27 protein-coding genes and 1 riboswitch are annotated in these 26,441 nt (G+C 35.5%); of the genes, 1 reads left to right on the forward strand and 26 read right to left on the reverse strand.

What is annotated here, in order from left to right; translation table 11 throughout:
• Window positions 1–28 precede the first annotated feature (28 nt).
• From VQL36_RS15830 to VQL36_RS15905, 16 genes are all read right to left on the reverse strand, one after another.
• Window positions 29–1,588: a hypothetical protein gene (locus VQL36_RS15830; protein WP_349250250.1), complete on the reverse strand. Its 1,560-nt coding sequence runs from the start codon at window positions 1,586–1,588 to the stop codon at window positions 29–31.
• A gap of 66 nt (window positions 1,589–1,654) precedes the next feature.
• Entirely contained in the window at window positions 1,655–2,302 is a 648-nt protein-coding gene (locus VQL36_RS15835; RefSeq protein ID WP_349250251.1) for a putative phage tail protein, read from the reverse strand.
• 1 nt (window position 2,303) lies between these two features.
• Window positions 2,304–3,422: a baseplate J/gp47 family protein gene (locus tag VQL36_RS15840; RefSeq protein ID WP_349250252.1), complete on the reverse strand. Its 1,119-nt coding sequence runs from the start codon at window positions 3,420–3,422 to the stop codon at window positions 2,304–2,306.
• On the reverse strand, window positions 3,412–3,846 hold the full coding sequence (locus VQL36_RS15845; RefSeq protein WP_349250253.1) for a DUF2634 domain-containing protein: 435 nt from the start codon (window positions 3,844–3,846) through the stop codon (window positions 3,412–3,414). Before VQL36_RS15845 ends, VQL36_RS15840 begins: the two co-directional genes overlap by 11 nt.
• Window positions 3,843–4,331 carry a DUF2577 family protein gene (locus VQL36_RS15850; protein ID WP_349250254.1) on the reverse strand — a complete coding sequence of 163 codons (489 nt, stop codon included), beginning with the start codon at window positions 4,329–4,331 and terminating at the stop codon, window positions 3,843–3,845. Before VQL36_RS15850 ends, VQL36_RS15845 begins: the two co-directional genes overlap by 4 nt.
• A gap of 173 nt (window positions 4,332–4,504) precedes the next feature.
• Window positions 4,505–5,467, reverse strand: coding sequence for a hypothetical protein (locus VQL36_RS15855; RefSeq protein WP_349250255.1), 963 nt, complete (start codon window positions 5,465–5,467; stop codon window positions 4,505–4,507).
• Entirely contained in the window at window positions 5,464–6,117 is a 654-nt protein-coding gene (locus tag VQL36_RS15860; protein ID WP_349250256.1) for a LysM peptidoglycan-binding domain-containing protein, read from the reverse strand. The genes VQL36_RS15855 and VQL36_RS15860 overlap by 4 nt, the downstream gene beginning before the upstream one ends.
• A gap of 13 nt (window positions 6,118–6,130) precedes the next feature.
• Window positions 6,131–8,446, reverse strand: a complete 2,316-nt coding sequence (locus VQL36_RS15865; protein ID WP_349250257.1) for a LysM peptidoglycan-binding domain-containing protein — start codon at window positions 8,444–8,446, stop codon at window positions 6,131–6,133.
• 42 nt (window positions 8,447–8,488) lie between these two features.
• Entirely contained in the window at window positions 8,489–8,641 is a 153-nt protein-coding gene (locus VQL36_RS15870) for a hypothetical protein (protein ID WP_349250258.1), read from the reverse strand.
• 32 nt (window positions 8,642–8,673) lie between these two features.
• Window positions 8,674–9,072, reverse strand: coding sequence for a phage tail assembly chaperone (locus VQL36_RS15875; RefSeq protein ID WP_349250259.1), 399 nt, complete (start codon window positions 9,070–9,072; stop codon window positions 8,674–8,676).
• Window positions 9,073–9,199: 127 nt separating this feature from the next.
• The gene (locus tag VQL36_RS15880) at window positions 9,200–9,637 is read right to left on the reverse strand and encodes a phage tail tube protein (protein WP_349250260.1); all 438 of its coding nucleotides are present in this window, start codon (window positions 9,635–9,637) and stop codon (window positions 9,200–9,202) included.
• Between the two features lie 126 nt (window positions 9,638–9,763).
• Window positions 9,764–10,801, reverse strand: coding sequence for a phage tail sheath subtilisin-like domain-containing protein (locus VQL36_RS15885; protein ID WP_349250261.1), 1,038 nt, complete (start codon window positions 10,799–10,801; stop codon window positions 9,764–9,766).
• A 66-nt stretch (window positions 10,802–10,867) separates the two neighbouring features.
• Window positions 10,868–11,416: a hypothetical protein gene (locus tag VQL36_RS15890; protein WP_349250262.1), complete on the reverse strand. Its 549-nt coding sequence runs from the start codon at window positions 11,414–11,416 to the stop codon at window positions 10,868–10,870.
• A 189-nt stretch (window positions 11,417–11,605) separates the two neighbouring features.
• Window positions 11,606–11,773 (reverse strand): hypothetical protein, encoded by a 168-nt coding sequence (locus tag VQL36_RS15895; RefSeq protein ID WP_349250263.1) that lies wholly within the window; start codon window positions 11,771–11,773, stop codon window positions 11,606–11,608.
• Window positions 11,774–12,226 carry a helix-turn-helix domain-containing protein gene (locus VQL36_RS15900; RefSeq protein WP_349250264.1) on the reverse strand — a complete coding sequence of 151 codons (453 nt, stop codon included), beginning with the start codon at window positions 12,224–12,226 and terminating at the stop codon, window positions 11,774–11,776. It lies immediately after the preceding gene.
• 515 nt (window positions 12,227–12,741) lie between these two features.
• Complete coding sequence (locus VQL36_RS15905) at window positions 12,742–13,830, reverse strand: DNA alkylation repair protein (protein WP_349250265.1); 1,089 nt, start codon at window positions 13,828–13,830, stop codon at window positions 12,742–12,744.
• Window positions 13,831–13,989: 159 nt separating this feature from the next.
• Window positions 13,990–14,087, forward strand: a riboswitch (purine riboswitch).
• Window positions 14,088–14,184: 97 nt separating this feature from the next.
• Between VQL36_RS15905 and VQL36_RS15910 the strand changes: the two genes are divergently transcribed.
• The gene (locus tag VQL36_RS15910) at window positions 14,185–14,349 is read left to right on the forward strand and encodes a XapX domain-containing protein (protein ID WP_349250266.1); all 165 of its coding nucleotides are present in this window, start codon (window positions 14,185–14,187) and stop codon (window positions 14,347–14,349) included.
• 103 nt (window positions 14,350–14,452) lie between these two features.
• Here the strand turns inward: VQL36_RS15910 and hemG are convergent, their stop codons facing one another.
• From hemG to hemA, 10 genes are all read right to left on the reverse strand, one after another.
• On the reverse strand, window positions 14,453–15,907 hold the full coding sequence (gene hemG / locus VQL36_RS15915) for a protoporphyrinogen oxidase (protein WP_349250267.1): 1,455 nt from the start codon (window positions 15,905–15,907) through the stop codon (window positions 14,453–14,455).
• A 5-nt stretch (window positions 15,908–15,912) separates the two neighbouring features.
• Window positions 15,913–16,848, reverse strand: coding sequence for a ferrochelatase (gene hemH / locus VQL36_RS15920; RefSeq protein ID WP_349250268.1), 936 nt, complete (start codon window positions 16,846–16,848; stop codon window positions 15,913–15,915).
• Window positions 16,845–17,912 (reverse strand): uroporphyrinogen decarboxylase, encoded by a 1,068-nt coding sequence (gene hemE / locus VQL36_RS15925; protein WP_349250269.1) that lies wholly within the window; start codon window positions 17,910–17,912, stop codon window positions 16,845–16,847. Before hemE ends, hemH begins: the two co-directional genes overlap by 4 nt.
• Window positions 17,913–18,178: 266 nt before the next feature.
• On the reverse strand, window positions 18,179–19,471 hold the full coding sequence (gene hemL / locus VQL36_RS15930) for a glutamate-1-semialdehyde 2,1-aminomutase (protein ID WP_349250270.1): 1,293 nt from the start codon (window positions 19,469–19,471) through the stop codon (window positions 18,179–18,181).
• Between the two features lie 437 nt (window positions 19,472–19,908).
• A complete protein-coding gene (gene hemB / locus VQL36_RS15935; protein ID WP_349250271.1) occupies window positions 19,909–20,910 on the reverse strand; it encodes a porphobilinogen synthase in 1,002 nt (333 codons plus the stop codon).
• Window positions 20,911–20,947: 37 nt separating this feature from the next.
• Window positions 20,948–22,474, reverse strand: a complete 1,527-nt coding sequence (gene cobA / locus VQL36_RS15940; protein ID WP_349250272.1) for a uroporphyrinogen-III C-methyltransferase — start codon at window positions 22,472–22,474, stop codon at window positions 20,948–20,950.
• Entirely contained in the window at window positions 22,471–23,415 is a 945-nt protein-coding gene (hemC, locus tag VQL36_RS15945; protein ID WP_349250273.1) for a hydroxymethylbilane synthase, read from the reverse strand. The genes cobA and hemC overlap by 4 nt, the downstream gene beginning before the upstream one ends.
• A 2-nt stretch (window positions 23,416–23,417) precedes the next feature.
• Window positions 23,418–24,092 (reverse strand): bifunctional precorrin-2 dehydrogenase/sirohydrochlorin ferrochelatase, encoded by a 675-nt coding sequence (locus VQL36_RS15950; protein ID WP_349250274.1) that lies wholly within the window; start codon window positions 24,090–24,092, stop codon window positions 23,418–23,420.
• 27 nt (window positions 24,093–24,119) lie between these two features.
• Window positions 24,120–24,950: a cytochrome c biogenesis protein CcsA gene (gene ccsA, locus VQL36_RS15955; protein WP_349250275.1), complete on the reverse strand. Its 831-nt coding sequence runs from the start codon at window positions 24,948–24,950 to the stop codon at window positions 24,120–24,122.
• A 24-nt stretch (window positions 24,951–24,974) separates the two neighbouring features.
• Entirely contained in the window at window positions 24,975–26,363 is a 1,389-nt protein-coding gene (hemA, locus tag VQL36_RS15960) for a glutamyl-tRNA reductase (protein WP_349251195.1), read from the reverse strand.
• Window positions 26,364–26,441: the final 78 nt, after the last annotated feature.

The following is a 26,441-nucleotide window of genomic DNA, read 5'->3' on the forward strand; positions in this document are numbered from 1 at the left end:
TCCGCCTTAGAGAATATCGGATAATATACTATTCAATGGCCACCCAATTAAATTCAACTTTTTTATCTCGAAATTCTGTGGCAGACGCCCCCTCATGCTCAAAGTAAAAACCATTTATGGTAGGATAACCGGAAAAACTCAAATCCTCGTATTTAGGAAAAGCAGCTCCTCCATCCCAATATTTTCCTGTTTCGACCACAAGTGTAATGGTTTTCATAAATATTTCACTGTTAGTAAGAACAGCTTCTCCCCCAATTACTTCACTTTCCCCAAAAGGTGATCGTGCAAGAGTAGAACCTCCTGAGATTAAAACTACGGTAGGTCTAAATGGTAGATTTGATATTGTCACTTCATCTGATTGAGAATAACCAATATCTAGGTTGAATTTGCCTGTAGCCGTCCGTTTTCTATTAGAGGTTCCTACAATTTTATTACCATTGACGTATGCAGTTTTTCCACTAACGATATCACTTGCTGTAGCTGTAGCATCACTAGTAAACGAGCCAGCTACACCAAAAATATTTTTACCTTTTTTAATATTTGCTGCGATGAGATCAACGTCTCCTACTACGTATCCAGAGCCACTATGATATCCTGATGCAATACTTTTTTTCGATGTACCTGGTGTAATCGCCACACTCCCTCGATTCGTCATGGTTCCTGTTATCTTAGATCCATTCACATACGCTGTTTTTCCTGTTAAGATATTAGAGGCTCCAGCTGTGGCATCACTAGTAAACGAGCCAGCTACACCAAAAATATTTTTACCTTTTTTAATATTTGCTGCGGTGAGATCAGCGTCTCCTACTACGTATCCAGAGCCACTATGATATCCTGATGCAATACTTTTTTTCGATGTACCTGGTGTAATCGCCACACTCCCTCGATTCGTCATGGTTCCTGTTATCTTAGATCCATTCACATATGCTGTTTTATCTGTTAAGATATTAGAGGCTCCAGCTGTGGCATCTCCTGTATCCACCACATCTGATGCTCCATTCACTCCAAATAGGCTAACCCCTTTTTTGATATTCTCACTTTTAAGATCAACGTCTCCTTTTACGTATCCTGATCCGTTATGATATCCCTTTGAGATGGTTTGATTGGAAGTACTTGGTGTTAACTCTACCTCTCCTTGATTGGGCATGCTCCCAGTTTTTTTTAGTCCACCTTGATAAAACGTTGTTCCTGTAAGTACATTTTCAGTTGAAGTTGTTGCATCATCAGATATATTTCGTATAGCAGCTGCCAATTGTGCAAAAGTATACTGTCCTAAAGCACTTTGTCCCATGTCAGTAATAGCGGCAGCAAGTGTCGTCTTTCCATCACTGACAGATTGAAAAAGCTCTGATAAGGCTCCTTCTACATTTTCAGATGAAAAATCCCCATCCTCGTCTTTAATGGAAATATTCTCGGCAATCAGCTTTTGATCCACATAAGACTTGGCATTTTCTCCAGAAATTTCTAGCTCTTCTTTTGTAGCTGATTTCTCATCAATAATGTCCCAATTTTCATTAAAAGATTCTCTAGAGACGTTTTCATTTCCCAAAGGTTTTTTGATTCCAAGGTTTGGTGTTACTTCTGGCATATTCAAATTCCTCCTTTATACGGTTGCTTTATCCAGCATAATGTGTTTTTTATTATTGTGATTACCTCATTCTCTATAGATTTTAAACTGATCCCATGTTAAATTTTTGCTTTCTAACTCATTCCAAGCTAACATATATGAGTCTAGATCATTCCAAGTCATATATGTAAAAATATAATTAATACCTAGATGAGCAGGAGTGATCTCTGCTAATACTTGTTGAATATCTTCCAAGTTCTTTGGAATGCCCAATTCTCCAATGAATGTGATAACAATTCTATGCTCTCGGGGTATTTCTTCCACCTTTACTTCTCCATGTCTATATGATTCAGCCACTTGCTTAATTAATGCTGCAGTAACGGTTCCAATTCCACGTAGTTTAGATTTGACAACGGATCGACGCTCTTCGTGTGATTTGGATTCATCTGTCACTAAACCATATATGCGCTCCCAGTGTGCCAATCCCCATGTTGCATCTTCAATATAGAATTGATTTAATATACTATCTTTTCCATCAGTGATATCATTCACTTTTGTAATCTCAATTGCCTCTTGCCTTATCAGATTATAAACAATACTAGATTTAGAATTATTTGTATTACCTACTTGAGGGGACTTATTATAGTATTTTGGAAGATAGTCTAACATAGTGCGCATTGTAATAACTTCTTTCTCTATCATGGAAGGATGTGAATTTCCATTACTTATTACCATGTTATATCAACTCCAGTGTTAATATTCCCATCACTGCTACTTCTCCATGTCCAATCTCAATGTTTTTAATACCATCATTAACCTCTAAATCATGGTAATCTTTCACTTCCTGAACATCTCCTATCAGATTAGCGATACGAGAGTGGCGAACCATTGGATCTACAAAAGCGAGGGAAGCGAGATATCCAGTGATGAGTTGATTGATCTTTTCATTAAGTACCTGCTTTACGCTTTCTTTATCTTCTTGTTTGGGTTGCTCACGTAATTCTAACTTGACCGACACATTCATTGGAATAGCAACAGCTTTTTCTACGGTTACCTCCGCTCCTACAGGGCGAACCTCTTCTATATATGCTTTGACATCATCGACTTTTTTATCGGATGGGGGTGTCTTATCGTCTCCTAAAACAATCACCTTAACTGTTCCAAGCTGTCCATCCCAATGTGGAATAATCTGTGCATCAGATATTCCTGATATTTCTTTTGCCCATTTCATGTAATCATATTTGTTTCCACTCGTTGCAGGTTGACGTACTGTTTCTAAATACCTATCCAAATACTCCTTATCAGATTCCTTAGGAACTCCTCCAACAAATGATGCTTCATTGTTCACGTTTACACTATTTTTTAAGTTGTCGTCTCGCACCACATTAATTGTATTAGCGATGACATTTCCTACAACCCCTGCTTCCTTTGCTGTAGCAGGAAGAGTGACTGTAAACAGCGTACCACTATTTCCATATTCATCGATTAATGGCATTATCAAAGTCCCTGCTTGAGTGATTGTAAACTCTATTCCAGTAGTTGTTGAGACAATCGTTCCAACCTCAATCTCTGTATTTTCAGGACCTACAAAAGTAACCTGTCCATGTGAGTGTTCAGCAGATTTTCGAAAAACACCTAACTCCTCACAGCGTCTATCTAGATACTCTCCATAAGAAGTATCAGCGAATCCTAGTTGTAGGACACGATCTAACGCAACATAGGCTTGAGCCAATTCCATCGCTAGTGGGGATAATAGGTCATATGTGACAGACCCCTGTTGTTTATCTAGATCATCTGGAGAAAAATTAAGCATACGCTGTAATATTGCTTCCTTGGTCATTTCATTAAATTCCATGCCAATTCACCTCCTCTTCAAACTTACCTAGTAATGAATCCACTAAAAAAGAGACGTATACACCGTCTCCTTCTTGGACAATATGAAAGTCATACACATTCTCAATTTGGGGATGATAGATTAATGCTTCTTCAATATATCTCGGAATCTCCGAAGTTAATAATTCATGTGTAGGTGTATCTCCAATTGCTGCTTCTAATTCAGACCCATATTGATCATCATAGATGAGGTAGTTGTATCTAGCTGTTTCTAACGCTTTACGAATGTATTGTTTCAATGCATCAATGCCATTAATGTATTCACCAATTTCACCAGAATCAAAATCTAGCTCATAGGTCTTTAATGGATCGTCCCTTTGAATTGTATTCTCTTGCCTTGATATTTCCTGTTCTACTGTTTTTTTTTGAATCGGACTGAACGTCATTGAATCACCGCCTTATCTAATACTATATAGTGTTGATTCTGGTTAATGGATGCCACAATCACCCTATCTTCCTCTACGAGTTTTGGATAGAATGTCATCTCTAACTCATCTCCTGTGGCATCGACTGTTAGATCAAGCTTAGTAAAGGTAAATTGATTTTTTGGTAATGTAATAGGCCCTGAAGCAGGATTACCTGCAATAGTACCATTAAAATTACCTGTTGCTGTTAAGTCATGACTATCTACTTGACCCTCTAATGTTAAGCTCTGCTTCTCTATCTTCCACAATCTTTTATGCTCGAGGAGATGCTCTGCAACAATCAGATCACTTCCCTCTAGTTCAATCTCCATATGATCTACTTGAATCTTTAATGGATCAATCGCCTTAACAGTAGCCAACTCGATGTCCACATCGATATTGTGTCCTAGTATCTTCATCAGTTGTAGGAGCTGTATATAGGAACTCCCTTCTTCTAATTTGTTCATCATTCTCCTCCTTATCTGAATTAGACTAAATTCTTAAGGTTTTGAAGCATTATTTATCCAAAATATTTTTGCGTACAGACGCCCATCTCTATAGATGGTATCTTCAAATCGGGTGGAGTAGAGTCTCCATCTGATTTCTCAATGTTTAAGCTTTGCTTAAACGAGTTCACTCATTATTCTGTCTCATTCGTCAATGTAATGGACATCGTATGCATATTGTTTTGGAAGGTGTGTCGATCACTAAGCACCTGATAAGTACCTTTTACATTAGGTATAGATGCTGTCACCTTAATCTTAGTTCCAGCAACTACGACTTCATGTCCCAGTGCCTCCATAGATGTCTGCTGAGAGACTTTTCCTAGTTGATTCAACAATTTCTTGGCTAATTGCTTCACTGCCGATTGACTCTGATCCATCCCTACCTGTTGAAGATATTGCATGGTTCCATACTTACTAGATAAGCTGTTGTCTTCTTCGATGACCTCGAGGGCTGCCTTCTGCTCATCCCCACTTATGACCTTCACCTTATTCTTCATCTCTTTAATTGATGTTGCATGATTTACACCTAAGATATTAATCCCTTCTTCTAAAGACCAATCAGCCACTTCCTCTTTCCAATCTATGAGGTGCACCTTCCCTTCCTTAGAAGACACCATATATTTCTTTCCTGTATGCTGGGTTGTCTCTGTTAAGGCAATTTGGATCATTTCCCACAATGTCTTATGACGTAAGATCAATTTAGGGATGGTATACCCTGTATTTGTGATCGTTCCTGTAGGGATGCCAAAATCACTGCATAATTCCTTCAGGATATCTGAGGCTGTTTTACCAACAAATTTCTTCGTCTCTATGTTCTTTGTTAGATAGACATTCTCATCATAAGCAACCACTTTCATGCGAGCATTTAAGTCAATGGATGTTGAGAAAACCACTCCTCTAAAAAGTTCCTTATCTTCCTTAAGAAAGCGAAGTTCTTTGCCTTCTTCGATCTCCATGATCTTCTCTTTTCTATTTGATGTATTTATCAGCATTACCTCTAATTTACGAAACGCTTGCTTGCTATCTCCTGACCATACCACAGAGCTGACAATAGGATTAAGTACAGTTTGGTTATCATATTGAACTTCTATCTTCATGATGGGATCACCAACTTCTGACCAGGGAAAATCTTATCAGGGTCGGATCCAATGGTTGCTTCATTGGCGTTGTATATCCGCTTCCATTTACTCCCATCACGATACACTTTATGAGAGATTTTCCACAAAGAATCACCCGGTTTAACGATGTAACTGCTTGGAATCTCTTGATTACTTGGGCGTTTCTCTTGTAAAGTAACCCCCTCTTCTGTCTCAACTCTCTCAAGAGTAAGGTAACGGAATTCTTTTAATCCTAATGTATAGTAAAGATCACCTGGACTTCCTCCACGTTCTACGTAAGTAAAAGAACGAATAGTTGTTAATGCATTAATTCTAAATTCATCGGTCACAATCAATCGCACAGGAACACCTGAATGTTGCCAATTTTCAATACGTTGGACAGTTGGCCATGGAGAAAGGAAACCACTCTCCTCTACATCACAATACACAGGGTTATAATCTCTTGGAAAAAAAGAAGAGAGCTTGAACTCTCTTAACTTTTCTCCTCCAAGTATCGTCTCTTCACCTCGCTGAGTTACATGAATATCGTTATAGTAATGTAAGGATGAGACTTGAATATTTTCTGGATTAACTGGTAATTGAAGCTCATCCTTCCCCTTATCTTCTTCTGATTTCAACCATATTTGCAACGAACTCACCTCCCTAAGCAAATGACATCTTGGCTTCTTTTAGTTTATTAACCATGATCGCTACTAACTCATCTACTTCTTGTTCTTTATTTTCTGATGAACCTGTATAATGAATGTTAATATGAAATTCTTGATGGATTGCTTCAGAAGGATTCGAATGAGGGTCATCAACCATCCCTGGAGCAATATACTCGACAGATCGATCAATGAACTTTTTCCCTGTAGCATAAGCTGAGCTAGCACTTCCTTCAATGGAAGTGGCTACATCACCTAAACCTTTCCACATATCTGCAACGGTTTCTGTAGCACCGTTCCATATATAAGATGATGTTGACTTCAATTCATCCCATGCACTTGTCACAGTTCCTTTGATTTCGTTCCAAGTTTGAATCGTAGTTAATTTTATTTCATTCCAACTATTCGCTGCAGTACTTTTCAATTCACTCCATACTTGTGCAGTACTTGTTTTCAATTCATTCCAAGTATTAGCTATAGAACTTTTCAGTTCATCCCATGCATTTATCATAGTTCCTTTGATTTCATTCCAGATTTGTATCGAAGTTAATTTCATTTCATTCCAACTATTCACAGCAGTACTTTTCAATTCAGTCCATACTTGAGTAGAAATTGAACTATGATTAAAGTTTTCAACAGAGTTCACAGTTGATGAAGCTGTTGGCAAGCGTAGTTGATTGCCTGGATAAATTAAGTCTGGATTGCTTCCCACTAGATCTTTATTCATCTCATAGATCGCTGGCCATTTCATTGGACCTCCTAGGTGTTTCCCTGCTAGATCCCACAATGTATCCCCTTTTTGAATGGTATACATACTCATCCCTTGTTTCTTCTGTTGTTTATTAGGAGTAGAGAAAACGTTATAAACCCACTCACCTAAATTGTAAAGTCCTTCACCTAATTTAGACCCAACTCCAACTCCTGCAATTCCACCTAAGGCTGTTCCAATAGGTCCTGCTGCACTACCTAAAGTTCCACCAAAGATTCCCCCTGCAATTCCACCAACCACTTTAAAAGTTTCTTTTACTTTATTATCTGCAGTTGCTATGCTTATAGCATTAAGGACATGGCCTACATATCCTAGCCCCTTACCTAGACTTTTTGGTAGTTTGATATTACTCATCTTTGTTCCTATATTCTTTAGTCCTTTAGGGACCTTGATTTTCTTAAAGAGCGCTTTCAATTTCCCAGCATCTTCCTTGACCCCTTCATATAACTTCACTATACTGTCTATTATTTTATGTCCATTTGTAATGGGGTTATCAGGTTTACTCCACCATTTTCTAAACTGTTCCCAAGTATTAGATAAAATGGATTGTGTTGATTTCGCTGGTGTTATGTTTTTTATAGCTAAGTTTGTCTTGTTTTCTATTGGTAAGTGTAGTTGATTTCCTGGATAGATTAAGTCTGGATTACTTCCTACTAGATTTTTATTCATCTCATAGAGAGTTGGCCATCTCATTGGATCTCCTAGGTATTTTCCTGCTAGATCCCATAATGTATCCCCTTTTTGAATGGTATACATGCTTTTAGCTAGGTTGCTTGGTTGATGACTATTCGTTGTAGAAATTAGATCATGAGTCGCTTTCACTGTTTTCTTACTAGAAGTCGAAAGGAAATCATAGAGCTTCTCCCCAGCAAATGTACCTAGTTCTAAACCGATCATTGATCCTATGGCTCCACCAATAGGACCACCAATCATCGTACCTATTGCTCCCAAAAGAAACGCCCCTGCATAACTTCCACCTATTTTGAGTCCTTCTTTCCATTTATTATCTGAGGTGAAAAAATTAACCCCATTAATAATATGACCCACTATCGCTAATCGTTTGCTTGCTTTCTTAGCTATATCCAAAGCTGATGCAAACTTGGCATTAAGCTTAAGTCCTTCGTTCAGTTTCTCCATATGTTCCAATGAACCTTTATATAAATCAACTAAATAGCTAGAATACTTCTGGACATTAGGAATTGGATTGGAGGGTGATGTCCACACATCACTTACAGTAGTAAAAAAGTCAGCAGAGGTCTCTACTTGGTTTCCTTTTAAAGTGACAGGATTAGCTAGCATTGATTCATTTCCTCTTCTTGATCTTGAAGAATGTGCTTCTGGAATTGGGATTGATGTTACATTATATGTCTGATAAAATTTTTGTTTTATAATTTCTGTATGCTTTCCTTTAGCACTTATCAATTTCTGTTGATTATTTTCAATCGTATCCACTAATCTATACATCTTTTTCATAAGTTTATGATGCTTATTTAGCATCGACATACCACCTTGATACAACTCATGTGAGCTTACTAATGTTGACAATGATGTACCTCCTTTCGTCAGGATTTCTTAATCTCGTCATCATTATGAACGATTCATCCTACTGCGCTGCAATCGTTTCACTTCCTTCTCTTCTTCTTCTAGTTGAAGAAGCATTGAAGCAAACATAAATCTTCTAGCTCCAATTGGTTTGTCATAGACTTCATCAGGTGGAATACCTAATCTCTGAAAGATCAAATGATAGAGAAATGGCTCTCCCCCTGATTGAATCAGTTTTTTATTTCATCTACCACTTCTTCTTCATCTGTAAAACCAGATAAGTGCAGTATCTCTGTCGATAATTTAGCAATTTCCCCTGCCAGTAAACGCTTTAGAATAACATCGGCAGGTGTCGGTCCAAACGCCTCTAACAACTCTGGACTAGTCCATTTTGGTACAAGACATGCCTTCTCAATCATTAGTGCCCCAAACTTCTCTTCATCTAAGCGCTTTTCTCCATTTTTTACTGGGTAGGAGGCTTGCTCACGAATTTTATTAATGGTTTTCCCATCTAATGCTTGAATGTGAAAATGAATGTTAAATCTCTTCATATAGATATTGTGCTCTGGTTTCAAATCGGTTTCTAATAATGAACGTAATACTTCTTCTGCTTTTTTCCCTTGTGCCATGCGTACTCATCCTTTCATTTCTCTATCATTGGTCTTTATCAATGAAAAGAGGCGAAGTCTCTTACACTCGCCCCCTTATTGCATACATTTTTTGTATTTCTTAGAATCTATGAAAATACTTACTCTCTTATTGTTCTGAGATCGTATCGATGAGTTCATATCCAGTAAAGGTAAATGGTAGTTCTTCTTCTACAATGGAACCTAATTCATAGTTGATCAATGGAATGTTATCAAATTGAACGCCTTTTAAGCGTACACGGTAGGCTCCAAATGCTTCAGGGTCTTTTAATGCTAGGATTAATTCTGTAATAAAGACACCATTCTTATCATCAGCAATCATACTAATCTTCTCGATTAATTCTGTGGTCACTCGGTAACCTGAGATCGTTCCAGAACCCGTTAATCCTGTTACCTTATGCGCTACCCAACGCGTTCCTGCACGCATAATTTCTTCTTTATTAATCTCTACAGTTGCTTCTGCACTTTTAATGTTTGTTAACCATTCTCCATCATGCCATACCTCACCAAATGTTCCGTTCATTACTTTTGTTGCATCTAATGCCACGTTAATCACCTTCCTAATTTGTTTTTTTGATTTATTAATTGATTTTCGTCTCGTCATTTTTTAAATGAAGTCTTATTCTTGCTTGTTTCCTTCCGATGTTATCGATGATCGGTATCTTCAACACTCTTATACGTTAATGTTAATGAAGATACGTTCCATGGAATCAATCTCACGATAAGAAACAACTAAGAAAACTTGATCTCCAACCGATGGGTTCTCTGGATCTAGTCCGACTTGAATTTCTGTTAAAACATTAGCATTCTCAAGACGCTCTAAGTACGCTTTGATTGCTGAAATTAGGGCTGCTTGTCCATCTTCACTGTTATCCAATTTCCCTATATAGGAGTCTTTTGCTGTTTTATTAATATCTGTAGCTACAGCTTGTCTTGCACGTATAGCACGAATCTTCTGCCCAGATGACGTTATACCTTGTTCTACTTTAACTTTCTCTCCATCGTGTACAAGTACAAGTCCACCTTTTTCTAGAGTTTCATTCACATCAGAGTTCGTCAAGCGTACATTCACATCATCAACGTGAACTTGTTTATAAGTAATTGATTTGTTAATTGGAGTTCCTGCAATCAAACCTGCTATATATGATGCATATTGTTGAGAAGTATGTTCTTCATCTCCGAATTTAACCCCATTCACTAGATTCACAATATAATCACCATCACCATCTGCCAAAGCAGGAGGGACTGTTCCATCGACCATGTTTCCTAAAACAGCCATGAAGTGCTTACCTTCTTCACGATTATTTTTCACCCAAGCCTTTGTATCGTTCATTTCTGTATCATCTACTTCTGCTTCTCCATCATAGACAAAGACATTAAAAGTGTGCTTATCGAATTCATTGCGCATTTCTTCATAGTCTGGAACCTCAGGCATTGCATATGCTAGAACTTCCCTTGCTCCACCTTGTAAGGCTAATTTAATAGAATCGATATTGTTTTCTCCGAATTTTTCTTTCGCTTCACTAATCGTTTCAATTTTGTATACTTTTTTCTCTTCAGCTTTTTCTGATGAAGTGCTATCATAATTCATAATTGGCATTGCCACAATTCCACGAGCACCCCCTTTAATCTGTGCTGCTGCTGCCTCAACAAAGTTAATATATAATCCTGGTCTAGTTGGTAAAGATGTTAAATTCCATGTTCTTGCCATAATTTTAGTTCCTCCCTTAAAATGTGTTTCATTTGTTTTTTAGTAGATTTTTCACCATGGTCTGTTTTATGATTCTTCATGATGCTCATCTGGGTTTGATGCTGTCAATGTATTATTGATAAATAAATGATTTATCTTCTCAGATGATAGCTCTATGAGTGGTACACGATCAGTAAAAGCTAAAATACCCGTGCATTTTAACTTTGAAATTTTTTTCTCGACTGGTTTATTTTCAGCATCCAGTTCTGTCCATATAAAATCCACCTGTTCAGGTTTGTAGAAGTGAAAAGATTCCATCTTAATGGATCTCTCTCTTGAAGGATTGGATTGTACGTTTAACGGAAGTGTTTTCTCTTGATAAATACTCTGACTAAGAACATCCATTACGTTCACAATCTCATCTGCAGTCCCTCCTACATAATCAATCTCTACTTGACGCTGAATAAAGATATGTTGTGATGTATCAACTGACCGCTTATCTTCACGTTGGCGAATGACAAAAGTTTTATTATTCGTCTCTTTTGTAAGAAAATGTCGTTCAATCATTATCCCTTGATCTTGAAAAAGTTGTGCAATAAATGTTTCAATGGCTTCAAAGTGAGCTTGAATAGACATGGGATACATTCCTCCCTTCATCAGTTAATATCCTCGTAATCACTCTATGAAAACAGTTGAATCAACCATCTTCCATTCAACGTCTGCATCCTAGCTAAATATAAGTAAATGAAATCCAATTTCTTAAAAGCGTCCATCTCATCTTCTTCTCACCACCTTTCAATAAAAAAATGTCATTCACTCCTGATACTAGTGATCTGACATCTCTTCATTACCATAAACATCATGAAAAAGAGCTACCTCTATATAAGATAGCTCTTTTACTTTGTTTTTTTCTTTTGTTGATATCCATAGTATAAACGTTTTATGTCCTGGCTTGCATTTTTTCTGTTTATTCTGCAATTCCTGCAAAGTCAATCAACCTGTATTTATCAAGTTTTTTATTGAAGGATCATCCCCTTCCCCATGAATTTGGTTATAAATATGTGTCACAATATCATCCCGAAGATGGTAAATATGTCTTTCACTAATCCTTAAATGCTTGGCAATAGATACAATCGACATGCCGTCTAATAAACATAAAAGAACGGTTTTCATTCGATCATCCGTGATGCTTTCCATACTTTTATTAATCAATCCTACTTTCTTCTCTAATTTACGAATCATTCTACCATATCTATCATTTCGCACGACATGGTTTCCTACTTTATCTAATACGGTATGTTTTGATCTTTGCATACTCGCCTCAATTCCATATTGTGAAACACCAGCTGAGGGTGATAAGTCTTGCATCTCTTTATATAATCGTTGAATTTCATTCTCCATCCAATGAAAATCTCTTAAAGCTCTTCTAATTTCTTCCTGTGTCATATTCATTCCCCCATCTCAATGATTGATTGTGAATTCATTGCTCAATTGTGTTGTGACAATTATAAAAAAAATGCTGAGAAAGAAAAATTTTCCTGTAATTCATGCAAAACATGCAAAAATGGTAAATCAATACAGCACGAACAGAAAAAAACTGAATATTTAAATATTATATTGATTTGGGGACTGTAAAGAATTTTATATTTAAAAATCTTCTCAATAGAAAAAATTACAGCAATGATATTATAAATGTCATTTAACAGGGGATATAATCAAAAGTTTAATGTTTTAAGATGTGCAGTATCAGAAGAATATAAAAGATTTAGTCTTTATAAGATATTTTCAAAACAAATTTTTAAAACACATTGGTGATATACATGATTTTTCTAAGGTCATATGGGAACCCTCCTCAGAATCTTAATATTTATTCTTCAACGGAGGAGGACTAGATTCCTTTTTCATTTCGTTACATGCAAAATACCTAACTCTATTAAATGCAATATCTATCTAATAAAATGTTAATTATATATTTCAAATTCATTAAGAACCTTCTCAACTCCATTAATGATGATAGATACTTTATGCTGTCCAGGATAATATTTTCGAGTTGTTATCAGTTTAAAAGAATGATTTCGGTTTATTTCTTCAATTCTATTAGTTAACACACGTTCAGATATTTTAAACACTTTCCTTGTCAATTCTCCATTTGCTTTCATGAAGTAAATTGCATATTCAATTCTTACTTTCTCATCTGTATCTTTATTTTTTTTAAGCTGAAAAGAAAAAGAAAGTGTATCCCCAATATTTACTTTCTCATTATGTATTTGAAAATTGGTTATATCAATATATATCGGATCACTAAAACCAAACATTAATAACGCCTCAGTATTCCCAGCTTTTAATAACGTACGTAGTGCGTGTTTTACTAACCAATCCGTTTCTTTGGATATACCTAACCACTTTCTAGCGATTTGTAAAACCAATTTTGGATGATCTTTAGAAATATCATTTAAGTTATTTGCCACACTTCTTCTAACATATTCTTCTGGATCATTTTTTAACAGTTCTAATATCGGAAATATCATAGAAGGGTCTTTTTTAAAAGCAGGTAAAGCGATAGCCCAAGGTAATCGAGGGCGACAACCTTCACTTGCAAGTCTACGAACATGTAGATTGTCATGATGTGCCCATTTTTCCATCTTTTCCATCATTCTATTAACATCCTTGATAATAAATGGACGGACAGCAAATTCAGAAGAAGAATACTTGGTGAATTCCTCTAATGCTTTGACAGAAATATCCCAATCATCTAAACCGTACAACTCTACAAAGTTAGGAAATATCATAGGGGCAAATCCAAATTCAAATGTTACCTTTGAAGCTGCTTTCATCAAAATTCCAATAGCAGACTCATAATCTTTTGGTAAAGTCTCATATAGACATTCCGTTACATGGTGCATTCTTTCCTTTAGTTCATATCCATCCCAGTCATCTGTTAATACTTTTGATAAAAACAATTCCTTAGAAAAGTTGGAATCATATTTACTTATCGTATCCGTTAATTTTTCAAAAAAAACTTGATTAAATGTATTTTTTACTGGTTCCATTTCTAATCCTCCTAGACATTATCAACACACGTATAACCTTAATTCTATTTTAACACAAATAGGAACTAATGTTCTTTTTACAATTTTAATATATTGACTTATTATTTTAAATAGTTTAATATGTTTTACGTTCAAACAATCAACGATCAGTTTTTAATGTAAATATGTGAGGTAAATTTTCGTATAACCTCGTAATATGGACGAGGGTATCTACAGATGACCGTAAATATCTGGCTACGAGAAAATGTTGTTCAAACAACGTTTCTCGTAGCTTTTTTAGTTTTAAAAATACTTAAAACTTTTTTAGAAATCATATTTACAACATTTAGTTATATTTGAGAGGTGGATTTAAAAATGAAAGAAATACTATTAAGCTTATTAGCAGGAATCTTAGTAGGAATGTTATTTAAGGTGCTTAAACTCCCTGCCCCTGCCCCACCAGTTTTAGCCGGTATTGTAGGTATATTTGGAGTTTATTTAGGTGGAAAGCTTTTAGAGTGGGTAATGAAACTAACTTAACTGAAAGTAATCCACTACCTAACTTCTAGAGTCAGTGGATTATATATTCCAAGTTTTAAAAAAACTCCAACTTAATTTACTGAAAGCTGGAGTTTTCTTTATATCATTCTTTAAATTGTAATACTTTTTCAGCTGTCTTTTCTCCCTGGCCAATACAGTCTGGAATGCCAACTCCTTCATAACCCGCTCCAGTTAAAAAGATACCTGGATAATGTTCTGCACATTGTTTTCTTGCATTGCTAATGATATTTAAATGCTCGAGTGGATATTGAGGCATAGAGTTATATAAACGAGTAACTTTATGGAATAGTGGTGTTGCTTTTATTCCCATTAATTCTTCGATCTCTTGTTGTACTTTTTCTATAATCTGTTCATCATTGAGTTGTTTCCAAGCTTCTTCACCAGATCTACCCACATAACATCGTATTAATATCTTCCCCTTTGGAGCTGTGTGCAACCATTTCGATGAAGTCCAAGTACAAGCAGTTATGAATCTACCTTCCTTACGAGGAATGACGAACCCTGAACCGTCCAAATCATGATTTATATCTTTTTTATCAAAGGCTATAATCACATTGGCAACTGATGCATATTTAATTTTTTTCAATTGTTGAACTTGTTTTAAATCTGTAAGAAGATCCGCTGAAAAATGTGGTGGAATTGCTAATACAACAACATCTGATTCGATCATTTCCCCATTAGACAAGGTGATTTTATATTCATTTATTTTTTCTGCAGTTTTATTTGATTGTTTCGTAATTTTGGTAACAGATTGTTCTGTTAAGACTTTCACATCACTTAGTTCTTCAATAAGTGCATCTACTAATGTATTTAATCCTTTTTTAAAAGTCAGAAACATAGTATTTTGTGCAATTTTCGGCAGCTTAGCAGCTGAAGCTCCATTTGCAGCCACCTGCTTTCTACTATTAGCCATGCCCAAAATTAAACTGCGGTATTTTTTTTCAATACCTTGAAATTGTGGAAAAGTAGCTTTTAAACTCAACTCATTTGGATTTCCTGCATAAATGCCAGATAATAATGGCTCTGCAATATTCTCAGCTACTTGTTTACCTAATCTCCGTGAAAGAAACCCACCTAAAGTCTCGTCACTTGAACTAGATCTACGAGGAAGAAGCAAATCCATTCCCGCTCTTAATTTTCCTGATACGGAGATTAGACCCGTTTTCATAAACGGCGTCATTTTTGTTGGAATACCTAATATTAGACCAGGTGGCATAAGGTGAAATTTACCTTTGTGAAGAATATAGTTTTTCTTTGCTTCTGGGTTTGTAGCTGTTAATTGATCTTCTAAACCTAATTCTCGCGAAATCTTTATTATTGGATACTTTCGAGCTAAAAAAGAATCGGGACCTCTTTCAATCACAAAATCATCATATAACCATGTTTGAATTTTTCCACCTAATCTACTATCCTTTTCAACGATGGTTATTTCTACAGTTTTTCCCTGTCCAGCAAACTTCTTTTTCACATAAAATGCCGTGCTTAGACCTGTTATTCCTCCACCAACAATGGTGACCCGCTTAGGAGTTTTCTCCATTATGATCAATCCTTATCTAGTTTTGCCATAACTACATCTGCTATAGTTTCCATATATCTTGGATCTGTGTTTAACGACTCAGTTCGTTCTAAATGCATCCCTAACTTACTGGCCATCTGTTGACACTCAATATCTATATCATAAAGAATTTCTAAATGATCTGACACAAAACCAATAGGGCATATTAGGACATGCTGTACATTTTCTTCACTATGAATATGATTCAATACGTCTAATATATCAGGTCCCAACCACGGCATCGCAGTCTGACCAGCACTCTGCCATGCAAAATCCCAATTTGTAATTCCTATTGTTTCAGCAATTTTTTTAGAAGTTTCAATCAATTGTTCTGGATATGGATCATTTATTTCCAATATTTTCTTAGGTAAACTATGAGCACTAAATAAAACCTTTACCTTATACTTATCTACACCCTGAAACTTTTGTAAAGCTGAATCTACTCTTTCAGATAAAACTTCAATTAATTTAGGATACAAATGATAACTTTTAATAAAGTTAATGCTTAAACCAAGTTCATCTGCTTTTTCCTTTGCACGTTTTATATAACTACCTACACTCATTGTTGAATAATGTGGTGCTAAAACAACACCGACAGCCTTTGTTATCCCATCTTCCACCATTTTCTTTACCCCATCTTCTATGAAAGGTTGGGCATGTTTCAAACCTTGGTAACATACAAACTCGTATTCTGATTTTTGTTTATTTAACGTTTTTTCAATCTCTTCAACTTGTCGATCTGTATTTTTACGTAATGGGAAAAATCCTCCGACAATAGCCTCGTAACGACTAATTAGATCCTGCAATTGTTCAGGTTCAGGCGGTCTCCCCCTACGAATATGGGTGTAATATGCTTCAATTTGATCCATACTTTCTGGAGTTCCATAAGACATCACCAATACACCAATTTTTTGTCTCGTCATCTTACTCCACTACCCTTCTGCATTCTGCTAATTGCTGCATGAGAGTATTCATGTATAAACTGTGTTAATTCCCCCAACTTATCTATTGATGCCTCAGGGAATAGACCATGACCTAAATTAAAAATAAAACCTGGCTCCCTAATCCCTTGATCTATAATTTCCTTTGCATAATCTTGAATAACTGCCATCGGTGCCATTAATACTAGTGGGTCTAAATTACCTTGAACAGCATATTTGTGATTTAATCTATGACGCCCCTCTTGAATGGATATACGCCAATCTAAACCGATCACATCTGCTTTTAGTTTTGTTAAGGATGGCAATAATTCACCTGAGCTAACCCCTGGAAAATAAATTTTTGGTTGATCGTATATTTCTAGTTCTTTAAAGATACGTTCAATTGTTGGCAGCACAAATGTTTCAAAATCTTTTGGAGCTAAAGCCCCTACCCAGCTGTCAAATAACTGAATTGCTTTAGCACCTGCAGCAAAGTGAGCTTTTAAATAAGTAATGATCATGTCTCCAAGTTTGTCCATTAGCATAAACCATATCTTAGGCTCACAGTACATCAATTCTTTGGTGCGAATGTAATTTTTAGACGGTCTGCCTTCAATAATATAACTTGCAATGGTAAAAGGTGCTCCTGCAAAAGTAATTAAAGGTTTTGTTAATTCACGATCTAATATTTTTATTGTATCAATAACATGTGATAAATCCTTCTCAACATCTATCGGTTTTAACTTTAATACATCTTCTTTTGATCGAATTGGATTATCAATAACTGGACCGATATTTTTTACTATATCAAAATCAATCCCAATTGATGCAACTGGGTTCATAATATCCGAATAAAGAATAGCTGCATCTACACCTAATTTTTTGACAGGCATCATCGTCACTTCTGCTGCTAATTCAGGCTGCTCACATATTTCCAATAAACTATACTTCTCTTTTATTTTTCTATATTCAGGATCATATCTTCCTGCCTGCCTCATATACCAAACAGGAATCGTATCTATCTCTTGTTTAAGACATGCCTTAATAAACCGATCTTGAACACTCATTATGTAAATTCCCTCTTTTCAGAAAATATCCTACTCATCATTATGCCCTTTTTTTGAAATTGCCACAACCGATAAAATTCATTTATATCTGACAATAGTATGACAAAACGATTCATAGAGTGGAAAATTTATTAATAATATACGGAGAAACTAGTAGCTGATATATCGTTGCTCATTTTTAACTGGGTAAAAATTAATTCCATATAAGAAGCTGGTGATCCTAAGTAGGAATCACCAGCTTTTGTATAAATTACAACATTTTCACATCATAATCCCTTTAATGCCTCACGATGAGCTTCAATCGTAGTTTCAATATCATCATCGGTATGTGCTAACGAAACAAACATCCCTTCAAATTGAGAAGGGGCTATGGAAACACCTAAGTCTAACATGTTGGCAAAATATTTCATAAATCGTTTTAAATCAGAGGAACTTGCTGTCTGGTAATTGATCACCTTTTGACTTGTAAAAAATGGACAAACCATCGAACCGACTCGATTCATCGTACATTCTACTCCAACCTCCTCTGCGTTTTTCAACATCCCTGCCTCTAGTTTCGCAGATTTATCTTCTAATTGCTCATAAACTCCAGGTTGACCTAAAACCTGCAATGTAGTGTAACCTGCCACCATAGCTAAGGGATTTCCAGATAATGTACCCGCTTGATAAATTGGACCGGTTGGTGCCATCTGCTCCATTATTTCTCTTTTTCCACCGTAGGCACCCACTGGCAAACCACCACCAATGACTTTGCCTAAACATGTCAAATCTGGTGTAACTCCAAATCGTCCTTGTGCGCAATTCAAATCAACACGGAAACCAGTCATAACTTCATCAAAAATCAAGATGCTGCCATATTGAGTTGTAATTTCACGAAGTCCTTCCAGGAACCCTGGAATAGGTGGAACTACTCCCATATTTCCTGCAATCGGTTCAACAATTACACCTGCAATATCTTCTCCGAATTTTTCAAATGCTAACTTGACTGATTCTAAGTCATTATAGGGTACAGTTAAAGTGTTTTGTGCTACAGATTCAGGAACACCTGGACTATCAGGCAAACCTAAGGTTGCTACACCAGAACCGGCTTTAATTAACAAGGAATCTGCATGTCCATGATAACAGCCTTCAAACTTTAAAATTTTATTTCGTTTTGTATAACCTCTAGCTAACCTTAAAGCACTCATTGTTGCTTCAGTACCAGAATTAACCATACGAACAATTTCAATGGAGGGTACACGTTCACACACAAGCTTTGCCATTTGAGTTTCAATTTCTGTTGGCGCACCAAAGCTTGTACCTTTTTCAGCTGTAGATTTTATTGCCTCAATTACTTCAGGATGAGCATGTCCTAAAATTAGAGGTCCCCAAGATGCAATATAATCAATGTATTCATTACCATCAATATCTATCACTTTTGAACCTTCAGCTTTTTCTATGTAAACTGGTGTTAATCCTACAGATTTAAAGGCACGAACAGGACTATTTACTCCTCCTGGAATATGCGTCTTTGCTAATTCAAAAGCTTCTTTTGACTTCGTATCGATTCTTCGATTCATTCAACATCTCCACACTTTCCATATTAACTTCAAAATTATTTTAATACATCTATTTAAAAAGTATAAGTCACCTTCAAGCGCATAAATATGATTGTAATTCATTAATGAAAAAATAAAATCACTCATTTAAAACTGGAGGACTTTTATGCGCTGGTTGATTGCTTATTTTTGTTTATTGATCTCTATTTTATTGTTAAGCAAAGGTTTAAGTTTACAAACTACAAGTTCTAATTATTTTGATAGTAATCAGATTGAAATTTATTTTATGGGATTCCAAATAAAGGAGAAAGTCCCGAGAGAGTTTATACCAATGTATTCTGCTTTTTTCTTAATGGGAAGTTTTATGTTCGCCGTTTTTTCAACTATAATCACATTGAACTCACTTTTAACGTTAAAAAGATTTAAATAACCACCCAAACCGGATGGTTATTTAAATTTTAAATTGATTCAGCACGCAACCATCTTGCTGCATCTTTTGCAAAATAGGTTAAAATCATATCTGCTCCAGCACGTTTAAACCCTACTAATAACTCCATCGCAACTGCCTTTTCATCTATCCATCCTTTTTCAGCTGCTGCTTTGATCATAGAATATTCCGCGCTAACATTATATGCTGCAATCGGGAGGTCAAAGTTTTGCTTTAATGAAAGAATAATATCCATATATGCCATCCCTGGTTTGACCATCAAAATATCAGCACCTTCCATTACATCAGATTCTGCTTCTCGGATTCCTTCCGTAGCATTCGCAGGATCCATCTGATATGTTTTGCGGTCCCCAAACTGTGGTGTGGAATGAGCAGCATCTCTGAATGGCCCATAAAATGCTGATGAATATTTTACTGCATAGGACATGATGGGAATATGTTCAAACCCTGACTCATCTAATCCAGAACGAATGGCAGTTACAAATCCATCCATCATATTAGAAGGTGCTATAACATCAGCACCTGCTTTTGCTTGTGATACAGCAGTTTTTACAAGTAATTCTAAAGAAGAATCATTTTCAATAACTGCTGCCTTCCCATCATCAGATTTTTTAACAATCCCACAATGGCCATGATCCATAAACTGACACAAACATGTATCTGCCATTACTAATAAATTCGGATTCAAACGTTTGACTAAACGAGTTGCTTTCTGAACAATACCCTGATCATTATAAGCCTGTGTTCCAACACCATCTTTTTCATTCGGTACACCAAATAAAATAATTGATTGTAAACCTAATTTTGAGATTTCTTCTATTTCTGCTTCTAATTGATCTAACGAAAAATGATACACACCAGGCATTGAAGGAATTTCATTTTTGATTCCTTCACCTTCAGTTACAAAAATAGGATAGATTAAATCATAAACAGTTACATGATTTTCTTTAACTAAATTACGTATGGATTGGTTGTTTCTTAATCTTCTATGTCTTACTGTTGGAAATGCCAATTTACTTCCTCCTTCATTGTTTTCTTTTCCACAGTGTTTATACTTCTTTAATCGCTTCAATCAACGATTCAATCGTAGCTTCATTGGCTACTTTTGTTATACTAAATCCAAATTCTTTCGCAGTTTTTGCTGTAATAGGACCGATACACACAATTTGTATACCACTTAAATATTGCTTAGCATCATATCCATTTTTCTCAAGAATCTCTACTAGATTACGAACTGTTGAAGAACTGGTAAAAGTAATAATGTGAAGGCGATTTTTATCTATATACGTCAGTACTTCTTCAAGTCCATGATCACAAATTACATTTTCATATACATCCACTTCCGTTACGTTTAACCCTAATTCACTTAACTTTTTTGGCAAATATTCACGTGCAATATCTGCTCTTGGAAGTAAAACAAACTGCCCTTCTTCTAATTCTGGTAAAATTTCTTCTAATAATCCCTCTCCTTGGAATTGTTTTGGAATAGAGGACACAACAAGCCCACGTTCTGCAAGGGAGTTTGCTGTTTTTGGACCAATAGCAGCAATACGGGCATTTTGCATCGAACGAATATCAATGCCTAAATCTCTTAACCGTTTAAAGAAATATTCTACACCGTTTACGCTAGTGAAAATGATCCAATGATATGAATCCAACCTTTGTAGAGCTTTATCTAATTGATTTAACGTCTGTTCATTCTCAGGCTGTTTTAGTTCAATGACAGGGAATTCAACCGCTTCTCCTCCTAGGTCATCAATTTGATCAGCTAATTCACTAGCTTGTGATCGTGCTCTAGTCACAAGTACTCTTTTACCGAATAACGGTTTATTTTCAAACCACATTAGTTTCTCTCTCAGTTTTACAACCTCACCTACTAAAATAACGGCTGGTGGTTTAAACTTTTCTTTTTCTACTTGTTCAACAATGGTTTCTAAAGTGCCAATTAAAGTTAGTTGCTCTACTCGTGTGCCCCATCGAATTAAAGCAACTGGAGTTTGTGGAGATTTACCGTATTTAATTAATTGATCACGTATGTACCCAATCTTTGTGATTCCCATTAAGAAAAGAATCGTTTCGGTCGCTGTAGATAGTTTTTCCCAATTAATCGTTGAATCTATTTTTTCAGGTCTCTCATGACCTGTTACAACTGCAAAAGAAGAATTAAAATCACGATGTGTTATTGGAATCCCTGCATAGGAAGGAGCAGCAATAGCAGAAGTAATACCTGGTACAATTTCAAATTCAATATTATGATCAACCAGCAAAGATGCTTCTTCTCCTACACGACCAAAAATATTGGGATCACCGCCTTTTAAACGTGTTACAACCTTACCTTGCAAAGCTAAATCAACTAATAGTCTATTAATTGCCTCCTGATCCATCGTGTGCTGATTTGGTAATTTGCCAGCGTATATTTTTTCTGTTCCAGGTTTTGCATAGGTAAGTAACCGTGGGCTGGCTAATCTATCGTACACAATAGCATCAGCTTTTTTGATGGATTCCAAACCCTTTACTGTAATTAATTTAGGATCCCCCGGTCCTGCACCAACTAAGTAAACTTTCCCCTTTGTCAATTCTCTCCCCTCACTTCATCTAATATTCGATTCGCACCCCGATCAATTAATATTTGTGCCAATTGTACACCTAACTTTTCTGGGTCATTACCTGTAATTTGATCTTTGATCACAGTTTCTCCATCTGGAGAACCGACCAAACCATATAATTGTATGTCTGCTTTATCCCCTTCATGTTGTAAAATAGCATGGGCAGCTACAGGAATTTGGCAGCTTCCGTTTAAAGTAGCTAAGAAAGCTCTTTCGGCTCGAACTGTTTTCGCTGTTTTCTTATCATTGTAAAGGGATAATAGCTTTATTATAAACTCATCATCGCCTCTACATTCAATTCCTAGTGCCCCTTGACCTACGGCAGGGATACAGAGCTCTGTTGGGATATATTCAGTTATCTTGTCCTGCCATCCCACTCTATTAAGACCAGCAGTCGCTAGAATGATCGCATCATATTCACCGTCGTTTAATTTATTAATTCTAGTTCCAATATTTCCTCTGATGAATTTAATTTCAAAGTCAGGACGATAACTTTTTATTTGACTTGCACGTCTTAAACTACTCGTTCCTATCACTGCTCCTTTAGGCAGATCAGACAAGGGTATGTGTTCTCTAGATACGATGCAATCTCTAACATCTTCTCTTTTTGGAACTGCACCAATGATTAAACCTTCTGGCAACTCGGAAGGCATGTCCTTCATACTATGTACTGCAATATCTATCTCTTCATCTAACATCGCTTGTTCGATCTCTTTCACAAAAAGCCCTTTTCCACCTACTTTGGAAAGAGTAACATCTAGAATTTTATCGCCTTTTGTAACAATTTTTTTAATTTCAAATTGAGCTTGAATATCATGGATTTGGCATAATTCTTTTAAAGCATCTATCACATGATTAGTTTGTGTCAGCGCTAATTGACTTTGTCTTGATCCTACAATGATTGTTCTCATGATTATACTCCTTTTTCCTTGTCCTCAAAATAACGATTGATCCAATTTCCTTTATATTTATAATCAGGATCTTTTAATCTTTTATATAATTCTTTCTGAAAACTGTGAAATTGCCCTATACGTATGAAACGAAGTATATCTAAATCCATGATTTCCTTGTAAAGAGCTTGTCTTTGATGTGTATCATTAATTGTTTTTTTTACAAACAAACGAAATTCACTTAAAAAATCGAGATAAATCTCATATTCATTCCCATACTTTTTCTCTAAATCTTTCTTGATTGTTTTAGCAGCAGTAGGACTAGCGCCAGAAGTAGAGACCGCAATTTGCAACTTCCCTCTCCTAAAGCTGGCAGGGAAAATAAAATCACTAAGGTCTGGACGATCCACAATACAAACCAATATGTTTTGTTTTTTTGCATCTTCATAAACCTGCAAATTAACATGATTTTGATCTGTTGCAGCAATCATCAAATAAGGTGTACCAACTACTGATTTATCATAGTTTTGTTTATATATTTGCAATTTCCCATCTCTTTGCCAATGTTTGATCAGATTCGTCACTGTAGGACTAATCACTACAATGCTGGCCATTGCTTCTACTAGTGAGTTAATTTTTCGTTCTGCTACCTTCCCTCCACCAACAACTATGCATTTTTTATGTTTAATATTGATCATAATTGGCATAACATCATACACAGTTCTTCACATCCAAATCCATTTATGAAAATCAGATAAATAGTTAGATATTATAAAATTAATCAATAACAATACAAACGAGATTATATTCCAGAAAACTAATTCATTTCCTGATGTATGTCTTTTTAACTTTTTAAATAAATAAAAAGAGTAAGCAACTAACACTAATAATGAATTGATTACTTTTAAATCCAATAAATATGACAAATGATTCGTTAACACCATCCAAATCAAGCTTAAGATAATAGATAATAACAATAGTGGCAGCCCAATCATAACAGAAAGAAACGCAAACTTATCGATTTTTTCGAGGCTTGGTAACTTCTTTAAATAATTAAACCATTTCTTTTCTTTCAACATTCGAAAAAGCATAAGATATAAACATGACAAAATAAATGAAATTAAAAAAAAAGCATAACTGCTTATGGCAAGAGAAATATGGATAAATAACAACTCATCATGAATCTCCCAATTTTGTAAGGTTGGTATAGCAGAAGAATCACTAAAAAAACTTAAAGCCATGATAGTAAAGGCTGCAATATTAACTGAAAATACGAATAAATCATGCTTCAATATAAAGTTGAGCATTAGTGAAATGGTTACAACAATCCAAGAGAAAAAAAACAAAGTTTCAAACATCGTTAATATTGGAAAATATGAATTGTCTATCATTCTTAATATAAAAAAATTGGATTGCAAAATCCAAACGATAATAAGCAACCCTGTACCTATCCATTTTGCTCTCCAATTTTTATGAATTGTATCAGAGAACGAAAACAACAAGCTCAGGGTATACAAATAAATAATAATATCATATATAAAAGTTTTAGCTCCCATGGCAGCCTCCTAGATTCATTTTGTCTAAGGTCGAGCTGCTAGTTTATGCTTGTGTAAAGATAATATTTTCGCTTTTTCTTCAGCGGCTTTTTGCTTCTTCTCTTCAAGATGATTTAATCTTACGATTTCTTTGTTTTGTTCAAGTTTCTCCTCAAGAGCAAATAGATGGGAAAACAATTGAATTGCCGCATCTCCTTTGCGATCTCCCGCCATTTCTTTAATACGTTGAATAGGATCGTGAAGAACTTGATTTGCAATGCTTTTAGATAGTTTACGAATAACTTTGATCTCTCGTTCATCTAAATCAGGAAGTTTGTTCAATAAACTTTCCATCGTTTCAGCGTGAATATCTGCAGCTTTCTCCTGCAGAGCTTGAATTACTGGACCAAGACCTAACGTATTGTACCAATTTTCGAAAACTGCGATTTCCTGTATAATCATTTTTTCAATTTTTTCTGCTTCTTGTTTTCTTTGCTCCATGTTATTTTGTACGATGCCTTCCAAATCATCAATATCATACAAAAACACATTAGGAATATCTATGATGTCAGGGTCTAAATCACGAGGAACAGCTATATCTATCATAAATAATGGACTTGATGTTTTTCGAGTACTCATCAAGTTTTCAACTTGACCCTTAGTTAAAATTAAGTCAGATGACCCTGTGGAACTAATAATAATATTTGTTTCAGAAATATATTTATGAAAACCATCAAAAGAACAAGCTATTCCATTAAACTGTTGAGCTAGTTTTTTAGCTTTTGAAATGGTTCGATTTACAACAATTACTTTTTTAACACCATTTGCGTGAAGATGTTTAACTGTTAACTCACTCATCTTACCTGCTCCGATAATCATCACTGTTTTATTACGAAAATCACCGAAGATTTGTTTTCCTAATTCCACTGCTGCATAACTTACGGAGACAGCATTCTCACCAATTGTAGTTTCAGAATGAGCTCTTTTTGCCATCGTAATCCCTTGTTTAAATAAATGGTTAAATAATGTTCCTGTAGTTTTCTCTGATTGAGCTAATAAAAATGCATCTTTCACTTGTCCTAATATTTGGGTTTCACCTATGATCATAGAATCTAATCCACAGGTTACTTTGAACAAGTGCTCTATTGCACCTTCGTCTTCGTAAACATATAAGTGTTTAGCAAATTCTTCTCGAGAAACTCCGAACCAATTTTGCATAAAACTTCTTATATAATGACCGCACAAATGTAAACGGTCTACTACTGCATAAATCTCTGTCCGATTGCAAGTTGCTACCATAACACATTCCAGTATGCTTTTTGTGTTTTTCAACATTCTTAAAGCAATGGGAGTCTGTTCCTCTGATATTGCGAACTTTTCTCTAATATCTACTGGGGCTGTACGATAGTTTAATCCAACTACTACAATGTGCATGTGCTCACCTGCCTTCATTAAATAATTACATAACTCCATTATTATAACATATTTAGACATCCTACATCTTAAAAAACA

Origin of the sequence: Chengkuizengella sp. SCS-71B (assembly GCF_040100845.1) — a bacterium.
GTDB lineage: Bacteria > Bacillota > Bacilli > Paenibacillales > KCTC-33759 > Chengkuizengella.

Bases quoted from the DNA above. Each gene is read 5' to 3' on its own strand.
- VQL36_RS15900 (WP_349250264.1), bottom strand. From the start codon at position 12,226: ATGACACAGGAAGAAATTAGAAGAGCTTTAAGAGATTTTCATTGGATG.
- hemC (WP_349250273.1), bottom strand. From the start codon at position 23,415: ATGAGAACAATCATTGTAGGATCAAGACAAAGTCAATTAGCGCTGACA.
- VQL36_RS15875 (WP_349250259.1), bottom strand. From the start codon at position 9,072: ATGGCACAAGGGAAAAAAGCAGAAGAAGTATTACGTTCATTATTAGAA.
- hemL (WP_349250270.1), bottom strand. From the start codon at position 19,471: ATGAATCGAAGAATCGATACGAAGTCAAAAGAAGCTTTTGAATTAGCA.
- hemH (WP_349250268.1), bottom strand. From the start codon at position 16,848: ATGACGAGACAAAAAATTGGTGTATTGGTGATGTCTTATGGAACTCCA.
- VQL36_RS15890 (WP_349250262.1), bottom strand. From the start codon at position 11,416: ATGTCTATTCAAGCTCACTTTGAAGCCATTGAAACATTTATTGCACAA.
- VQL36_RS15830 (WP_349250250.1), bottom strand. From the start codon at position 1,588: ATGCCAGAAGTAACACCAAACCTTGGAATCAAAAAACCTTTGGGAAAT.
- hemG (WP_349250267.1), bottom strand. From the start codon at position 15,907: ATGGAGAAAACTCCTAAGCGGGTCACCATTGTTGGTGGAGGAATAACA.
- hemA (WP_349251195.1), bottom strand. From the start codon at position 26,363: ATGCACATTGTAGTAGTTGGATTAAACTATCGTACAGCCCCAGTAGAT.
- hemE (WP_349250269.1), bottom strand. From the start codon at position 17,912: ATGAGTGTTCAAGATCGGTTTATTAAGGCATGTCTTAAACAAGAGATA.
- VQL36_RS15905 (WP_349250265.1), bottom strand. From the start codon at position 13,830: ATGGAACCAGTAAAAAATACATTTAATCAAGTTTTTTTTGAAAAATTA.
- VQL36_RS15855 (WP_349250255.1), bottom strand. From the start codon at position 5,467: ATGAAGATAGAAGTTCAATATGATAACCAAACTGTACTTAATCCTATT.
- VQL36_RS15910 (WP_349250266.1), top strand. From the start codon at position 14,185: ATGAAAGAAATACTATTAAGCTTATTAGCAGGAATCTTAGTAGGAATG.
- VQL36_RS15835 (WP_349250251.1), bottom strand. From the start codon at position 2,302: ATGGTAATAAGTAATGGAAATTCACATCCTTCCATGATAGAGAAAGAA.
- VQL36_RS15950 (WP_349250274.1), bottom strand. From the start codon at position 24,092: ATGATCAATATTAAACATAAAAAATGCATAGTTGTTGGTGGAGGGAAG.
- VQL36_RS15840 (WP_349250252.1), bottom strand. From the start codon at position 3,422: ATGGAATTTAATGAAATGACCAAGGAAGCAATATTACAGCGTATGCTT.
- VQL36_RS15850 (WP_349250254.1), bottom strand. From the start codon at position 4,331: ATGAACAAATTAGAAGAAGGGAGTTCCTATATACAGCTCCTACAACTG.
- ccsA (WP_349250275.1), bottom strand. From the start codon at position 24,950: ATGGGAGCTAAAACTTTTATATATGATATTATTATTTATTTGTATACC.
- VQL36_RS15885 (WP_349250261.1), bottom strand. From the start codon at position 10,801: ATGGCAAGAACATGGAATTTAACATCTTTACCAACTAGACCAGGATTA.
- VQL36_RS15845 (WP_349250253.1), bottom strand. From the start codon at position 3,846: ATGACGTTCAGTCCGATTCAAAAAAAAACAGTAGAACAGGAAATATCA.